Origin of the sequence: Pseudomonas sp. PS01297, assembly GCF_029959305.1 — a bacterium.
Lineage (GTDB): Bacteria > Pseudomonadota > Gammaproteobacteria > Pseudomonadales > Pseudomonadaceae > Aquipseudomonas > Aquipseudomonas helleri.
Genome location: NZ_JASCPQ010000107.1, coordinates 1 through 16,091 on the forward strand (window position 1 = coordinate 1; position 16,091 = coordinate 16,091).

The 16,091-nt window shown below is 59.4% G+C and carries 16 protein-coding genes and 1 riboswitch; of the genes, 11 read left to right on the forward strand and 5 right to left on the reverse strand.

The features are described 5' to 3' along the window. Positions 1–164: 164 nt before the first annotated feature. The 4 genes from QMX84_RS22805 to purM form a co-directional block, all read right to left on the reverse strand. On the reverse strand, positions 165–347 hold the full coding sequence (locus QMX84_RS22805) for a hypothetical protein (RefSeq protein WP_048369733.1): 183 nt from the start codon (positions 345–347) through the stop codon (positions 165–167). Positions 348–731: 384 nt separating this feature from the next. Next, positions 732–1,457, reverse strand: a complete 726-nt coding sequence (locus QMX84_RS22810) for a DUF3108 domain-containing protein (RefSeq protein WP_153332475.1) — start codon at positions 1,455–1,457, stop codon at positions 732–734. Between the two features lie 8 nt (positions 1,458–1,465). After that, positions 1,466–2,116, reverse strand: coding sequence for a phosphoribosylglycinamide formyltransferase (purN, locus tag QMX84_RS22815; RefSeq protein WP_282364846.1), 651 nt, complete (start codon positions 2,114–2,116; stop codon positions 1,466–1,468). After that, positions 2,116–3,174: a phosphoribosylformylglycinamidine cyclo-ligase gene (gene purM, locus QMX84_RS22820; RefSeq protein WP_048386779.1), complete on the reverse strand. Its 1,059-nt coding sequence runs from the start codon at positions 3,172–3,174 to the stop codon at positions 2,116–2,118. Before purM ends, purN begins: the two co-directional genes overlap by 1 nt. A gap of 382 nt (positions 3,175–3,556) precedes the next feature. Between purM and QMX84_RS22825 the strand changes: the two genes are divergently transcribed. From QMX84_RS22825 to QMX84_RS22845, 5 genes are all read left to right on the forward strand, one after another. After that, positions 3,557–4,558 carry a DUF2066 domain-containing protein gene (locus QMX84_RS22825; protein ID WP_048369741.1) on the forward strand — a complete coding sequence of 334 codons (1,002 nt, stop codon included), beginning with the start codon at positions 3,557–3,559 and terminating at the stop codon, positions 4,556–4,558. Positions 4,559–4,591: 33 nt separating this feature from the next. Beyond that, a complete protein-coding gene (locus tag QMX84_RS22830) occupies positions 4,592–5,665 on the forward strand; it encodes an AI-2E family transporter (protein WP_262124336.1) in 1,074 nt (357 codons plus the stop codon). A gap of 228 nt (positions 5,666–5,893) precedes the next feature. Next, on the forward strand, positions 5,894–6,598 hold the full coding sequence (gene hda, locus QMX84_RS22835; protein ID WP_055101646.1) for a DnaA regulatory inactivator Hda: 705 nt from the start codon (positions 5,894–5,896) through the stop codon (positions 6,596–6,598). Positions 6,599–6,864: 266 nt separating this feature from the next. After that, positions 6,865–7,488, forward strand: coding sequence for an NlpC/P60 family protein (locus tag QMX84_RS22840; RefSeq protein ID WP_048369747.1), 624 nt, complete (start codon positions 6,865–6,867; stop codon positions 7,486–7,488). 144 nt (positions 7,489–7,632) lie between these two features. Then, entirely contained in the window at positions 7,633–8,172 is a 540-nt protein-coding gene (locus tag QMX84_RS22845) for a C40 family peptidase (protein ID WP_048369748.1), read from the forward strand. A 132-nt stretch (positions 8,173–8,304) separates the two neighbouring features. Here QMX84_RS22845 and QMX84_RS22850 read toward each other — a convergent pair whose 3' ends face one another. Further along, the gene (locus QMX84_RS22850) at positions 8,305–9,609 is read right to left on the reverse strand and encodes a sorbosone dehydrogenase family protein (RefSeq protein WP_282364847.1); all 1,305 of its coding nucleotides are present in this window, start codon (positions 9,607–9,609) and stop codon (positions 8,305–8,307) included. Between the two features lie 128 nt (positions 9,610–9,737). Beyond that, positions 9,738–9,985: riboswitch (cobalamin riboswitch) on the forward strand. A gap of 81 nt (positions 9,986–10,066) precedes the next feature. On the opposite strand from QMX84_RS22850, the gene cobO reads away from it, so the two are divergent. The 6 genes from cobO to QMX84_RS22880 are packed head-to-tail and all read left to right on the forward strand — an operon-like array spanning position 10,067 to position 15,999. After that, positions 10,067–10,678 carry a cob(I)yrinic acid a,c-diamide adenosyltransferase gene (cobO, locus tag QMX84_RS22855; protein ID WP_048386786.1) on the forward strand — a complete coding sequence of 204 codons (612 nt, stop codon included), beginning with the start codon at positions 10,067–10,069 and terminating at the stop codon, positions 10,676–10,678. Positions 10,679–10,688: 10 nt separating this feature from the next. After that, positions 10,689–12,002 carry a cobyrinate a,c-diamide synthase gene (locus QMX84_RS22860; RefSeq protein ID WP_282364848.1) on the forward strand — a complete coding sequence of 438 codons (1,314 nt, stop codon included), beginning with the start codon at positions 10,689–10,691 and terminating at the stop codon, positions 12,000–12,002. Next, on the forward strand, positions 11,999–12,649 hold the full coding sequence (gene bluB / locus QMX84_RS22865) for a 5,6-dimethylbenzimidazole synthase (RefSeq protein WP_282364849.1): 651 nt from the start codon (positions 11,999–12,001) through the stop codon (positions 12,647–12,649). The genes QMX84_RS22860 and bluB overlap by 4 nt, the downstream gene beginning before the upstream one ends. Beyond that, positions 12,646–13,554, forward strand: a complete 909-nt coding sequence (cbiB, locus tag QMX84_RS22870; RefSeq protein WP_282364850.1) for an adenosylcobinamide-phosphate synthase CbiB — start codon at positions 12,646–12,648, stop codon at positions 13,552–13,554. The genes bluB and cbiB overlap by 4 nt, the downstream gene beginning before the upstream one ends. Continuing rightward, a complete protein-coding gene (cobD, locus tag QMX84_RS22875; protein WP_282364851.1) occupies positions 13,547–14,551 on the forward strand; it encodes a threonine-phosphate decarboxylase CobD in 1,005 nt (334 codons plus the stop codon). The genes cbiB and cobD overlap by 8 nt, the downstream gene beginning before the upstream one ends. After that, positions 14,548–15,999 carry a cobyric acid synthase gene (locus QMX84_RS22880; protein WP_262124330.1) on the forward strand — a complete coding sequence of 484 codons (1,452 nt, stop codon included), beginning with the start codon at positions 14,548–14,550 and terminating at the stop codon, positions 15,997–15,999. Before cobD ends, QMX84_RS22880 begins: the two co-directional genes overlap by 4 nt. Positions 16,000–16,091: the final 92 nt, after the last annotated feature.

Genomic DNA, 16,091 nt, shown 5'->3' on the forward strand with positions numbered 1-16,091 from the left:
CTGATGATCTGATGTGGTAAAAAATTAAACAGACTGTAGGAGCGAGCTTGCCTCGCGATCTTTTTAAAGATCAAAAGATCGCGAGGCAAGCTCGCTCCTACAAGGCAATAAACAAACCCCGCTTCGGCGGGGTTTGTGTTTTTCAAGACTGTCGTTGCAGTGGTTCAGGCTTTGAGTTTCTGCGCTTCAAGCTTTTCCAGCTCGGCTTTGTAGTTATGAGCGTCGCTCTCGCGGTGAAACATGCCAACCAAGATGTTTTCCTGATGAACATCCCACAGGTGTACGCCATGGGCTACAAGCTGGTGGAACATACGTGAATCGTCGCGTTCAGTTACTGTGATAGTCATCTGCTTGCTCCAAATTCTGATAAGGACCTGCGGCAAGACGTCGCAGGACTTCTTTATAGAATTTGTTAGCTTCCTAAGTAAATAGCTAATTGTCGCTCTGTCATCTTGGAAAAAAGCGCAAAACGCTGCAGCCCTTGTGCGACGCGGTGTTTACGGATTTTGCCAATAGTTTTATGACAAAAGTTTCATGATTGAAGGTGTTCTCAATCTCGTTGGCGTTGTAGCCGCTGACGAGGCACGAAGGCTGCGATGCGGGCCGCAGGACCGTCGTTTGGGGTCGCTTCGCAACCCATCGCAGCCTCATCCTTCGACAGCGGCTACAGGGTATTCACATGCGCAAAAAAAACCTCGCCGAAGCGAGGTTTTTTGAGGCAAGCAGTTGCTTTAACTGCCCTTGACGGCTTTGCCATCCACCGTGCCGTCTTGCAGCATGATGTTGTATTCCTTGCCGTCTTTTTCAACCTGGCGCAGTTTGACCAGCAAACCGTCCCAGCTCTTGGCGAACCACATTTCGGTGATGCGCTTGTTCTGGTTCTGGTCCAGTGTCGGGTCGCGTACGCGCTCAACCTTGATGGCGTCTACCTTGCCCGCCTTGGTTTCGACCACTTCCGGGCCTATGACGCGAAAGTCGTAGGTGTCTACGCCATCTTCGTCAACGACCTGGTAGCTCATGCTCTTTTTGCCCGCCACGACATCGCGCTGCAACGCCAACTGGTAAGTCGACTTGTCGAGCATGCCGCTGAGCAATGTCACTTTGACCGGGTCTTTGTTAAACGTGCCGGTGACCATGTTGGTGGTCCAGTCAAAGTCCAGGTTTATGTTCTTGGCTTTGCCCAGGCCGCCACGTTCGAAACGGTAGGACTGAGGGATCAGGCTGTCGTTCTTGAACGCGAAGGTGCTGGATTCCGACAGGCTGGCGATCATCATCGAGGCCTTGAAGTTCAAGGTCCAGGTGCCGTTGTCATTCTTGACCAGACTGCGCTCGGCAGAACCGCTCATGGGTAACTGTTTCCAGTCGGCCGTGTAGCTGGCCTGGAAAGGATGAAGTTCAGCCGCTTGCACTGCTGGGACAGCCAGCAGGCTCAAGGCGAGGAGCAGGGCACGACGCATAATGTCTCCTAGATTCGTATCAAGTGGCCGCTGGCCGCGAGTAATTGACCGTCTAATAATGCGCCTTGCTCGTCAAGTGACAAGCGACCTTCGGCAAACCAGCGCACTGCAAGCGGGTAAATCTGGTGCTCCTGGGCGTGAACCCGTTGCGCCAGACTCTGCGGCGAGTCATCGGACTCTACCGCAATGATTGCTTGTACGACCAGAGGCCCGCCATCGAGTTCCTCGGTGACAAAGTGCACGCTGCAGCCATGCTCGCTGTCACCGGCTTCCAGCGCTCGCTGATGCGTGTGCAGGCCTTTGTATTTAGGCAGCAAGGAAGGGTGGATGTTGAGCAGGCGGCCCTGATAGTGACGCACGAAGCCTGCGCTGAGGATGCGCATGAATCCGGCCAGGACTACCAGTTGCGGGTTGAACGTATCAATGACGTCGATCAGTGCAGCATCGAAGGCCTCGCGGCCCTCGAATGCTGTGTGATCCAGTACGCGGGTGTCGATACCCGCGTCTTTGGCGCGTTGCAGGCCGTAGGCGTCTGCGCGGTTGGAGATCACCGCGCGGATTCTGACCGGGCTGTCCGTGTTCGCACAGCTGTCGATCAAAGCTTGCAAGTTGCTGCCGGTGCCGGAAAGCAGCACCACTACATCACAGGTATCGGGCATTAGTGCGCCTTGAGGTTTTGCAGCTCAACTTGCGGCGCACCTTCGGCGGCCGTGGCGATGTGGCCGATCACCCAAGGTTGCTCGCCCGCTTCACGCAGCACGTTCAGCGCGGTGTCAACGTCAGCCTGAGCCACGCAGATCACCATGCCCACGCCGCAGTTCAGCACGCGGTGCATTTCGGTTTCGTTCACGTTGCCTTTTTCTTGCAGCCAGTTGAAGACTGCAGGGCGCTGCCAGCTGGCCACGTCAACCACCGCTTGAGCGCCTTTTGGCAGCACGCGCGGGATGTTGTCGAGCAGGCCACCACCGGTGATGTGGGCCATGGCTTTAACTACGCCAGTGTCTTTGATCAGCTTGAGCAGCGGCTTGACGTAGATACGGGTCGGCGCCATCAGCAGGTCGGTCAGCGGCTGACCGTCGAGCTGGGTGTTTTCGATGTCGGCACCGGACACTTCGATGATCTTGCGGATCAGCGAGTAACCGTTAGAGTGCGGGCCCGAAGAAGGCAGGGCGAGCAGGGCGTCGCCGGTGGCCACTTTGGAACCGTCGATGATCTCGGCTTTCTCGACCACGCCAACACAGAAGCCGGCCAAGTCGTAATCTTCGCCTTCGTACATGCCAGGCATTTCTGCGGTTTCGCCGCCTACCAGCGAGCAACCGGACAATTCGCAGCCAGCGCCGATACCGGTAACCACTTGGGTTGCGGTTTCTACGTTGAGCTTGCCGGTGGCGTAGTAGTCGAGGAAGAACAGGGGCTCTGCGCCGCACACGATCAAGTCGTTAACGCACATGGCGACCAGGTCGATGCCGATGCTGTCGTGCTTGTTCAGGTTCAGCGCCAGACGCAGCTTGGTGCCCACACCGTCGGTGCCGGAAACCAGAACAGGTTGCTTGTAACCGGCCGGGATTTCGCAGAGGGCGCCAAAACCGCCGAGGCCGCCCATCACTTCAGGGCGCGCAGTGCGCTTGGCTACGCTCTTGATGCGTTCGACCAATGCTTCACCGGCGTCGATGTCTACACCGGCGTCCTTGTAGCTCAGGGAGGGTTGCTTGCTCATAATCCAGGCCTTTAGGGGGGATTCGGGGGTATCGACCGATCTCAGCGGGCCTGCTTGCAAGTGCTCAGGGTTTGAAACAGAGCATTTGCAGAGTGCCCGGCTGTCGCCGGTCTGCGAAGGCGCGCGATTTTATCAGGCTTGAAGGGCAGCGGCCATCCTCGGGCCGACAGGCAGGGTTATATCTGTCGAAAAAAACCTTTTTTAGTCGTACTGGCTGCTTGGCGCGACGCTGTATAAGGTATATCCGCTAAATTCTGATTTTTTATGACCGTGTGAAATCTGCGATCTGCACCTGAATGATTTGGCTGCGCGCCTGTCTGAGGTGTTATCGAGTGTATTTATACGGCCTTTTAATGCCCTTTTTTGCCGTTGGGAATCTTTCATGCGTTTTCATCAATTAATAGCTGTGGGCTGTTTGTCTTTTTTCAGCCTGGCGAGTCATGCCGAAATCCTGACGGGCCTGTATCAAGTGCGTGAGCCGGTCACCAGTCAGTCGCCTGATGAGCGCGCGCAAGCTACGCAAAAAGCCCTGGAAACCCTGGTGTTGCGCCTGACGGGGGACGCCAAGGCGGTGCAGAACCCGGCGCTGGAGCCTATTCGCAAAGACCCTCAGCAAATCATCAGCCAGTATGGCTATGACGCAGGCCCGCCCGAGTCCCTGCAAGTGGATTTCGACCCGGTGAGCACCGACCGCGCCTTGCGCCAGGCCGGTTTGTCACTGTGGGGCAGCAACCGCCCGGCCTTGCTAGGTTGGTGGCTGAACGATTCGGTGGACGGCTCCAGCCTGGTGGGTGACGGTCAATCCGTTGCCGAACCCTTGCGCCGCGCCGCCCAACACCGTGGTTTGCCATTGCGTTTGCCGCTGGCTGACTTGAGCGAGCAATTGGTGGGCACTGCCGAAAACCTTGAAGGTTCTAATCCGGCGCCGCTGAAAGAGGCGTCCGAGCGTTACGGCGCAGACGCGCTGCTGGCCGTGCATGCCCACGAAGACAGTGGCCAGTGGCAGGCCAAATGGCGCCTGTGGATCGGCGATCAACAAGAGCAAGGCAGCGCAACCGGCGCTGATCAGGCGGCACTGGCGGATGACGTGATGCTGCAAGTCAGCCAGCGTCTAGCCCCGCGCTACGCCGTCAAGCCGGGCGTGTCGACCGATCAGTTGCTTGAAGTACAGGGCATGACTCTGGAGCGCTATGCTCAATTGAGCCGCTTGCTTGAACCGTTTGGCGGTCAGTTGGTGAGCGTCGACGGCAACCGAATCGTTTATCAGGTCAACGGCAGTGCTGAGCAATTGCGTTCGCAGTTGGCGTTGGCGCAAATGCATGAAGTGCCTGCAGATCAGGCGTCGGCTACACCTCAGGCGGCGCAGTTGCGCTTTAGCTGGTAGGTTTTTCTCTTCTATATATAAGGACAGGCATTTATGCGGGATTCGCGACGGTGGGTTTGGTGGGGTGTAGCGCTGGCCGCGGTGCTATTCGTGTATTTCTTGCACGCGATACTGACGCCTTTTCTGATTGCGATCGTTCTTGCTTACATGTTCGACCCGGTGGTTGATCGCCTCGAAAAAATCGGCCTGTCCAGAACCTGGGGCACGATCACGGTCTTTACCCTGTTTACGGTCATTCTGGTGACGTTATTGGTGGTGCTGGTGCCGATGCTGGCCAAGCAGTTGGTCAAGCTCTACCAATTGGCACCGCTGGTGCTGGACTGGTTGCAGAATACCGCCTTGCCGTGGGTGCAAACCCGGTTCGGGCTGGGGGATGGCTTCTGGAACTTTAATAAGATCAAAGCCACCATTACCGAGCACATGGGGCAGGCCGGGGATATCGCCGGGGTGGTGCTGTCACAGGCCACCGCTTCAAGCCTGGCGCTGTTTGGCTTTTTGGCGAATCTGGTGCTGATTCCAGTGGTGGCCTTTTACTTGCTGCGTGACTGGGATGTGTTGCTGTCCAAGATTCGTGGCCTGCTGCCGCGCGATCGCGAAGAACAGATTGTGTCGCTGGCCAAGGAATGTCACGACGTGCTCGGCGCTTTCGTTCGCGGGCAGCTATTGGTGATGGTCGCGTTGGGCATCATTTATTCGGCCGGCTTGATGTTGCTGGGCCTGGAGCTGGGGCTGTTGATCGGTTTGATGGCCGGTCTGGCGGCTATCGTGCCGTACATGGGCTTTATCATCGGCATCGGCGCCGCGCTGATTGCCGGTCTGTTCCAGTTTGGCGGTGACCTGTACCCGATGCTGGGGATTGTCGCGGTGTTTATGGTCGGGCAGGCGCTGGAAGGCATGGTCTTGACGCCGCTGTTGGTGGGCGATCGCATCGGCCTGCACCCTGTGGCGGTGATCTTTGCGATTCTGGCGGGCGGCGAGCTGTTCGGCTTTACCGGTGTACTGCTGGCCTTGCCGGTCGCGGCCGTGATCATGGTGCTGGTGCGCCATATGCACGATTTGTACAAACATTCGCAGGCCTATAAAGGTGATGAAGAACCTGAGTTGTAGGCGGGTGATCGATTGAATGAGAGGCCGGTTCATGTGGCGATGAACCGGCCTTTTTTTATGACTGGGCGCGCGCTTGTCTCTCAGAAAAACTTGATTCAATCCAATGCGTTAACGCAAACCTTTGATTTTGCTCGTGGTCTGTTACATTGTGCGCCCGGCTACACGGGTATAAACTTTGCAAACTTTACACAGAGGCCACTAACGGTTCGTTTGAACTGTTCAGTCAGCATGAAACCGATTCAGCTGCCCCTAGGTGTGCGTCTGCGAGATGACGCTACCTTCATCAATTACTATCCAGGCGCCAATGCCGCTGCACTCGGCTACGTCGAACGTCTGTGCGAAGCCGACGCCGGGTGGACAGAAAGCCTGATTTATCTGTGGGGCAAGCACGGCGTAGGGCGCACGCATTTGTTGCAGGCAGCATGCTTGCGTTTCGAGCAGATGGGCGAGCCTGCGGTGTATTTGCCGCTGGCGGAGTTGCTGGATCGTGGTATCGAGATCCTCGACAACCTTGAGCAATATGAGCTGGTGTGTCTGGACGACCTGCAGGCCGTGGCCGGTCGGGCTGATTGGGAAGAAGCTCTGTTTCACCTGTTCAATCGCCTACGTGACAGCGGGCGTCGCTTGCTGATTGCCGCCTCGGCCTCGCCGCGTGAATTGCCGATCAAGCTGGCCGACCTTAAATCACGCCTCACCCTGGCGCTGATTTTTCAAATGCGCCCCTTGTCTGATGAAGACAAACTGCGTGCCTTGCAGTTGCGCGCCTCGCGCCGCGGCCTGCACCTGACCGACGAAGTCGGGCATTTCATCCTCACGCGCGGTACACGCAGCATGAGCGCATTGTTTGAATTGCTTGAGCGCCTCGATCAGGCCTCGTTGCAGGCGCAACGCAAGCTGACCATTCCCTTCTTGAAAGAAACCCTCGGCTGGTAAATACCCGCTATCCCCTTTTTATGCAGGAGCGAGCTTGCCTCGCGATCTTTTGCTGTAAAAGCGCATTCCTACAAGGTTTAGGCAGTATTCAGGCGCCAGAAAACCTGCGTGTCAGACATGCGTCTACGCAAAATCGATTGTCAGGGGTGTAAAACCTTAGATGTCACGTGAAATCGACTAAGTCACATTTAATTCGATTGAATTTGCAAATGAGGATCATAGAGGGCATAGTCGCGGTAACTTTTCCTACAGCCACGGTCGTGCCCATGCTAAAGCGCTTCGCACCCCTCGTGCCTCTCGCACTCGTTACCCTGCTTTTCGGCTGCGCTGCTCACTCGCCAGTGTCCCAGCAAGTTGTCGATTCACAGGTTCAAAAGTCATCTTCGTCGCAGTCTTCCGCTCTTTATCAGGAAGAACTGGCCACTGAAAAAGAACTGGCTCAATTTTCCGAAAACAGCAAGCCTTACGAACTGCCGGCCCTGGCTGACAGCATTCTTGAGCGCGGAATGTCCTTGATCGGTACCCGTTACCGTTTTGGCGGTACCTCTGAAGCTGGTTTCGATTGCAGTGGCTTTATCGGCTATCTGTTCAAAGAGGAAGCGGGCATGCAATTGCCGCGCTCCACCCGCGAAATGATCAACGTAAATGCACCGTTGGTCGCGCGAAACAACCTCAAGCCGGGTGACCTGCTGTTCTTCAGCACCAATGGTCGCGGACGTGTCAGCCACGCTGGCATTTACCTGGGCGATGACCAGTTTATTCACTCCAGCAGCCGCCGCAGCGGTGGTGTAAGGATTGATAGCCTGGGCGACACCTACTGGAACAAGACCTTTATTGAAGCCAAGCGTGCTTTGGCCATGGCGCCGACCAGCGTAGTGGCCCGCAAGTAAAGTTAAAGTCTTACTTGAAGTTTGGCTTCTAAGCGCTAGAATTCAGTCGCAATGTTAAATTCCTGAAGCCGCGAAGGTATCCCCTGTCGCGGCTTCGGGTTTCGCGGCCCAGTAGCCGTATCCAGAATCAGGAACGTTCTGTTTATGTCGACCCTGGCCCGCGTTGCCCTCATCACGTTCGCCGCACTGCTCAGTGCCTGCGCCAACCGTCCTGCACCTGCTCCCGTTGAAGTCAAACCGGTTGTGTCGTCGAGTCCTATCGACGATGGCTCGCCGTTGGCGGCAGACGTGCTGTTTCGTGCGTTGGGTCTGGTGGGCACGCCGTATCGCTGGGGCGGCAATACACCGGACTCAGGTTTTGATTGCAGTGGTCTGATCAAGTACGTCTACAACGACATGGCGGGTATCTCGTTGCCGCGCACCACCCGCGAAATGATCGTGATGCGCGGGCAGAATGTCGGCAAAGACCAGCTGCAAACCGGTGACCTGTTGTTCTTCGCCACCAATGGTGGAACCCAAGTCAGCCATGCCGGCATCTACGTGGGTGAGGGCCGCTTCGTGCATGCGCCTGCCACCGGCGGCACGGTCAAGCTGGACAGCCTCAGCAAAGCCTATTGGCAAAAAGCCTATCTGAACGCCAAGCGCGTCTTGCCAACCGAGCAGCATTTGGCGCGGTTGCCTTAATCTCTCTAATTTGATGAAGCCTTGTAGGAGCTGCCGCAGGCTGCGATCTTTGGCTTTTAGAGGTCAAAAGATCGCAGCCTTCGGCAGCTCCTACGAAAAGCGCATAGATCTGTCGTGAGAGGATTTAAAGGTTTACTCCCCCGACACCCGCCACACTTTGTTGCCGACATCATCGGCCACCAGCAAGTCCCCCTGTTTATCAATGACGACCCCCACGGGGCGGCCCATGGCTTTTTCATCGGAGTTGAGGAAGCCGGTCAGCACGTCAATCGGCATGCCGTTGGGCTTGCCGTCGGCAAACGGGACGAAGATCACTTTGTAGCCACTGTGCGGTTTGCGGTTCCATGAGCCGTGCTGGCCGATAAATACGCCGTCGGTGAAGTTCGGCAGTGTGCTGTTTTGCGCAAAGGCCAGGCCCAGTGAGGCGGTGTGCGGGCCGACGGCATAGTCCGGGGCAATGGCTTTGGCCACCAGTTCGGCGTTTTGCGGGTTGACCCGCACGTCGACGTGCTGCCCGTAATAGCTGTAGGGCCAGCCATAGAAACCGCCGTCTTGCACCGAGGTGATGTAGTCGGGCACCAAATCGCTGCCGATTTCGTCGCGCTCGTTCACAGCGGTCCACAGTTTGCCGGTCTTGGGTTCCCAGTCCATGCCGTTGGGGTTGCGCAGCCCTGAGGCAAAAATACGGTGGCTGCCGGTGGCCGGGTCGACTTCCCAGATCGCTGCGCGCCCTTCTTCGATGTCCATGCCGTTTTCGCCGACGTTACTGTTCGAGCCGACACTCACGTAGAGTTTTTTGCCGTCAGGGCTGGCGATGACGTTTTTCGTCCAGTGGTGGTTCAGGCCGCTGGGCAAATCAATGATCTTGGTCGGCTGCGCGCTGATGGAGGTTTCGCCCGGTTGATACGGGAAGCGCAGCAACTTGTCGGCATCCGCCACGTACAGGTCGTTGCCCACCAGGGTCATGCCGAAGGGTGAGTTCAGGTTTTCTAGAAACACCGTGCGGGTGTCGGCTTTGCCATCGTGGTTGGTGTCGCGCAACAAAGTGATGCGGTTGGCGCTTGGCACACCTGCACCGGCGCGGCCCATGACCTTGCTGGCGATCCACTCGCGCAGCCCCTGGCTGCCATCCGGCTTGGCCGGTGCGTTGCTTTCGGCCACCAGCACATCGCCATTGGGCAATACATAGAGCCAGCGCGGGTGATCGAGCCCTTCGGCAAAGGCTTGCACCTGCAAACCTTGCGCGGTAACCGGCTTGGCGCCCTCCGCCCAGCCCACTGCCGGGGCAATGTTGACGGTGGGGATCAGCGTTTTGTTCGGTGCCGGCAGAGTAGGCGAGGGGCCTGTGCCGTCGGTGACTTGCAGGGTCGAGCTTTCACCGCAGGCGGCCAACCCTGCCGCTAAAACGATGACAACAGCGTGCTGGCGCTTGAGCATATGGATCTCCATGAAAACAGTAGGCGTGTAGTCATAGAGAAGCGTAGCCGTTCAAAGGTTCAGGCCGACGGGTTTGTTTGCTGCGCAGCCCGGCACCTTTAATTGACGCTCCACCCCCAACCCTCTAACCTTCGCGGCGTGTTTCAGGTGCTCTGCAACCTCAGGTTGGCAGAGTGAAACAGGGAAGCCGGTGAGGGCGCGTTTTACCCACACAACCGCTTTGATCCCGGCGCTGCCCCCGCAACGGTAAATGAGTCAACTTCACGCTCAATGCCACTGTGTTTAGTGCACGGGAAGGCGCGTGGCCCGGTGTTGTTCCTTGTTCAGGAACGCCCACTCATGAGCCCGGAGACCGGCCTGATCCATCCAGCACCCTTGCGGCGGGCGAAGGTGTGTCGATTGTTAATGAATTCCCCCGCCTCCCGTTTGCATTTTTTAGCCCCAACGGAGAGCTGCCATGAATGAATCCCCCGAGCGCGACGAACGTCACCTGGCGCGCATGCAACGCAAAAAAGCGATTATGGACGAACGCATTGCTAGCGCTCCGAATGAGTGCGGCCTGCTGCTGGTGTTAACCGGCAACGGCAAAGGCAAGAGCAGTTCGGCTTTCGGCATGCTGGCCCGGGCCATGGGCCACGGCCTGCAGTGTGGCGTGGTGCAGTTCATCAAGGGGCGTAACAGCACTGGCGAAGAGATCTTTTTCCGTCGCTTCCCTGAACAAGTGCGCTATCACGTGATGGGTGAAGGTTTTACTTGGGAAACTCAGGACCGCCAGCGTGACATCGCCGCCGCCGAAGCCGCCTGGCAAGTCTCCCGCGAGATGCTGCGCGACCCGGCCATTGGCCTGGTGGTGCTGGATGAATTGAACATTGCGCTCAAGCACGGCTATCTCGACCTGGAGCAAGTGCTGAGCGATCTGCAAGCCCGCCCGCCGATGCAGCATGTGTTGGTCACCGGGCGCGGCGCTAAACCTGAACTGATTGACCTGGCCGATACCGTGACTGAAATGGGCGTGATCAAACATGCCTTCCAGGCCGGTATCAAAGCCCAGAAAGGCATTGAATTGTGAGTGTTGAAGCATGAGAGAGTCGCGTCATTGCCCGGCGGTATTGATCGCCGCACCGGCCTCCGGTCAGGGCAAGACCACCGTCACCGCCGCCTTGGCCCGATTGCATCGCAATCAGGGGCGCAAGGTGCGGGTCTTTAAATGTGGCCCCGATTTTCTCGACCCCATGATCCTCGAGCGCGCCAGCGGTGCGCCGGTGTATCAGGTGGACTTGTGGATGGTCGGCGCCGACGAAAGCCGGCGCTTGCTCTGGGAAGCGGCGGGTGAATCGGACCTTATCCTCATCGAAGGGGTCATGGGCCTGTTTGACGGCACGCCGTCCAGCGCCGATTTGGCCCGTCATTTTGGTGTTCCGGTATTGGGTGTGATTGACGGTACGGCCATGGCCCAGACCTTCGGCGCGTTGGCGTTGGGGCTGGCGCGCTATCAGCCGGACCTGCCGTTTGCCGGGGTGTTGGCCAACCGGGTGGGCACTGTGCGCCATGCGCAGTTGCTGGAAGGCAGCCTGACCGAAGGCTTGCGCTGGTACGGCGCGTTGTCCCGCGAAACCGGGATCGAGCTGCCCAGCCGCCATTTGGGCCTGGTGCAAGCCAGCGAGTTGAACGATCTCGATATGCGTCTGGACGCCGCCGCCAATGCCTTGGCCAGCACCTGCGAGGTAGCGCTGCCACCGCCGGTGGAATTCGCCGCGCCTGAGCCGGTGGCCATTGAGCCCTTGCTGGCCGGTGTGCGGATTGCCGTGGCGCGCGATGAAGCGTTTGCCTTTACCTATGGCGCGAGCCTGGCGTTGCTGCGTGACATGGGCGCTGAGCTGGTGTTTTTCTCGCCGATTCGCGACACCCAATTGCCGCAAGCCGACAGTGTGTATTTGCCCGGTGGTTACCCGGAACTCCATCACCAGGCCCTTGCGCGCAATACCTCGATGCTTGAGGCGATTCGTGCCCACCATCAGGCAGGCAAACCGCTGTTGGCCGAGTGCGGCGGCATGCTTTATCTGCTCGACGCCTTGACCGATGTCGAGGGCCAGCGTGAAGCGCTGGTGGGCTTGCTCAAGGGCGAGGCGACGATGCAAAAGCGCCTGGCTGCGCTGGCCTTGCAAGCCGTCGAAATGCCCGAAGGCCTGCTGCGGGGTCACACCTATCATCACTCGCTGACCAGCACCGAACTTGAGCCCATTGCGCGGGGCCTTAGCCCCAATGGCGGGCGCGGTGCCGAAGCGGTGTATCGCGAAGGGCGTATGACGGCGTCTTATGTGCACTTTTACTTTCCGTCCAATCCCCAGGCCATTGCCGCGTTGTTCGCGCCGTGCGCCGTGAAGGTGCCATGAGCGACAACGCATTTAGCCCTGAAGAAAAGGCCGCTGTTTACCGCGCCATTGCTGAGCGCCGCGATATGCGCCACTTCAGCGGTGGTGAAGTGGCGCCCGAGTTGTTGGCCCGCTTGCTCGAAGCCGCGCATCAGGCGCCGAGCGTGGGCCTGATGCAGCCGTGGCGGTTTATCCGCATCACCGACCGTGAGCTGCGCGGCAAGATTCAAACCGTGGTCGAGGCCGAGCGGGTACGCACCGCTGAAGCCTTGGGCGAGCGCTCCGACGAGTTCATGACGCTCAAGGTCGAAGGCATTAATGACTGCGCCGAAGTGCTGGTGGCCGCGTTGATGGATGATCGCGAAAAGCACATTTTCGGCCGTCGGACATTGCCGGAAATGGACATGGCGTCGCTGTCCTGCGCGATTCAAAACCTCTGGCTGGCAGCGCGGGTCGAAGGCCTGGGCATGGGCTGGGTGTCGTTGTTCGAGCCTCAGGCGCTGGCCGATCTGCTGGGCCTGCCTGTCGGGGCCAAACCGCTGGCGGTGTTGTGTCTGGGGCCGGTCGAGCAATTTTATCCGGCGCCGATGCTGGTGCTGGAAGGGTGGGCGCAGGCGCGCCCGCTGAGTGAGTTGGTGTACGAGAATTATTGGGGAGTAAAGCCATGAGTGTGGCGTTGTTGTGCGTTGCCGGTGTGGCGTTGGATGCGCTGCTCGGCGAGCCTAAACGCTGGCATCCGCTGGTTGCGTTTGGCCGCATGGCTGACCGTATCGAACAGCGTTTCAATTCCGGTGGCCGTGGCTGGCGCAGCCACGGTGTGACCGCCTGGGTACTGGCGGTGTTGCCGTTGACGATTGTGGCCACGGCCTTGTCATGGTTGCCCTATATCGGTTGGCTGGTGGAGATACTGGCGCTGTACTGCGCGCTGGGCATGCGCAGCCTCGGTGAACATGTGCAGCCGGTGGCCGAGGCCTTGCGCGCCAATGATCTGGACGAGGCGCGTACGCGGGTCGGCTATCTGGTCAGCCGTCAAACCAGCGAACTGGATGCAACCGAAGTGGCCCGGGCCGCCACCGAGTCGGTCCTCGAAAACGGCAGTGATGCGGTGTTCGCGGCAGTGTTCTGGTTTGCCGTTGCCGGTGCGCCGGGCGTGGTGCTCTACCGTTTGAGCAACACCCTGGACGCGATGTGGGGTTATCGCAACGAGCGCTTCGAGCGTTTTGGTTGGGCTGCCGCGCGCATCGACGACCTGCTTAACTACATTCCTGCACGGTTGGTGGCACTGACCTACGCCTTGCTCGGTAAAACCCGCTTGGCGTTGACCTGCTGGCGCAAACAGGCGCCGCAATGGGACAGCCCCAATGCCGGGCCAGTGATGGCGGCCGGTGCCGGTGCGCTGGGGGTCGAGTTGGGTGGCGCAGCGATTTATCACGGTGAAGTGCATGAGCGCCCGCAGTTGGGTGAAGGCGTGCCCGCCGATGCCGATTCGATTGGTCGTGGCTGGCAGTTGGTGCAGCGCGGTGTGTGGTTGTGGTTACTGATCTTGTGCGTGGGGAGTGAGTTCTTTGCTTGAGCATGGTGGACGTTTGCGTCAGGCGGCCCTCGACTACGGCATTGCCGAGTCGCAATGGCTGGACTTGTCCAGTGGCCTCGCGCCCTGGCCTTTTGCAATCCCGGCGCTCCCCGAGCGGGCCTGGGCGCGTTTGCCCGAAACCGATGACGGACTGGAGCAGGCGGCCTGCGAGTATTACGGCGCCCCCCACGTATTGCCGGTGCCGGGTTCGCAATGCGCGATCCAGTTGCTGCCGCGTCTGCGCCGCAGTGGCAAGGTCGGCGTGCTGTCACCGTGCTACGCCGAACACGCCGAATCGTGGCGCCGCAGCGGCTACATCGTGCGTGAAGTTCTGGAGCAGGAAGTCGACACCTACCTCGACACCCTCGATGTGTTGGTGGTGGTCAACCCTAACAACCCCACGGGCTTGAGCCTGACACCCGAGCGTTTGCTCGACTGGCACGCGCGTCTGGCCCAGCGCGGCGGCTGGCTGGTGGTGGACGAAGCCTTTATGGACAACACCCCCGAGTTGAGCCTGGCTGCCGAGAGTGGGCGCAGCGGATTGATTGTGCTGCGTTCGTTCGGCAAGTTTTTCGGCCTGGCCGGGGTGCGGTTGGGCTTTGTGCTGGCGGAACTTAAATTGCTCAAACTGCTGGCAGAGCAAGTCGGCCCGTGGGCCGTCAGCGGTCCGACGCGGATTGTCGGCCAAGCGTGCCTGCGCGACACCCAAGGCCACGCCCTTCAGCGTGAGCGCAGTGAGTTGGCCAGCACCCGCTTGCAGCACCTGCTGGGCCAGCATGATTTGCTCCCGCAAGGCGGCTGCGCCTTGTTCCAGTGGCTGATCACCCCAGAGGCCGAGCAGCTTTACGACTTTATGGCCCGGCGCGGGATTTTGCTGCGGCTGTTTACCAGCAACAGCAGCGTGCGTTTTGGCCTGCCTGCTGATGAAGCCGACTGGTTGAAGCTGCAAGAGGCCTTGCAGGCTTATACCCTCGCACGAACCAAGGACGTTTCATGAGCACATTGATGGTGCAGGGCACCACTTCCGATGCGGGCAAAAGCACGCTGGTCACGGCGTTGTGCCGCTGGCTGACCCGCGAGGGCGTGCGCGTGGTGCCGTTCAAACCGCAGAACATGGCGCTCAACAGTGCCGTGACTGCTGAAGGCGGTGAAATTGGCCGCGCCCAGGCCGTACAGGCGCAGGCCGCCGGTTTGGCGCCGCACACCGACATGAATCCGGTGTTGCTCAAGCCCAACAGCGACACCGGCGCCCAGGTGATTATTCATGGCCGCGCCGTCACCACCATGAACGCGGTGGCGTATCACGACTACAAAGCCATCGCCATGCAAGCGGTGCTGGCCTCGCATCAACGGCTGAGTGCCGCGTACCCGGTGGTCATGGTTGAAGGCGCGGGTTCTCCGGCCGAGATCAACTTGCGCGCCGGTGACATCGCCAATATGGGCTTTGCCGAAGCGGTGGATTGCCCGGTGGTGCTGATTGCCGACATCAATCGGGGCGGCGTTTTCGCGCACTTGGTCGGCACCCTGGAGTTACTCTCCGAAACCGAGCAGGCGCGGGTCAAAGGCTTCATCATCAACCGTTTTCGCGGTGACATTGCCTTGCTGCAGCCGGGCCTCGACTGGCTGGAACAGCGCACCGGCAAACCGGTGATTGGCGTGTTGCCCTACGTGCTGGATTTGCACCTTGAGGCCGAAGACGGCATCGACCAGCGCCAGACTGACAAGGTCGAGCATGTGCTTAAAGTGGTGGTGCCGGTATTGCCGCGTATCAGCAATCACACCGACTTCGACCCGCTGCGCTTGCACCCGCAAGTGGATTTGCAGTTTGTCGGGCCGGGGCAAGCGATCCCGCCGGCTGATTTGATCATCTTGCCGGGTTCAAAAAGCGTACGCAGTGACCTGGCGTATTTGCGCGCCAATGGCTGGGACACGGCAATCAATCGCCACCTGCGCTACGGCGGCAAGGTGCTGGGTATTTGCGGTGGTTTGCAGATGCTCGGTGAGCAGGTGCATGACCCGCTGGGGCTGGAGGGGGCACCCGGTTCGAGCGCCGGTTTGGGCCTGTTGGGCTTCAGCACCGAACTGGCCGCCGAGAAGCAGCTGCGCAACGTGCGCGGCCATTTGTTGCTGGAAAACGCCGAGGTCAACGGCTACGAAATTCACGCCGGTGTCACCACGGGGGCGGCGCTGGAGCGGCCGGCAGTGCGTCTGGATGACGGCCGTTGTGACGGCGCGCAGAGTGCGGACGGGCACATTCTCGGCACGTACCTGCACGGTTTGTTCGAGTCGCCTGAGGCCTGCGGCGCGTTGCTGCGCTGGGCCGGGTTGCAGAACGTGCAGCACGTCGACTACCACGCCCTGCGCGAGCGCGACATCGAGCGCCTGGCCGATCTGGTCGAAAAACACCTGGACACGGCGTACTTGCGCGAGCTTTGCGGTATCTGATGCGTCATGGATCCTGTGGGAGCGGGCTTGCTCGCGATAGCATCGACCTGGTTTGCCAGTAATAGCGCGTCGCTTGCATCGCGAGCAAGCCC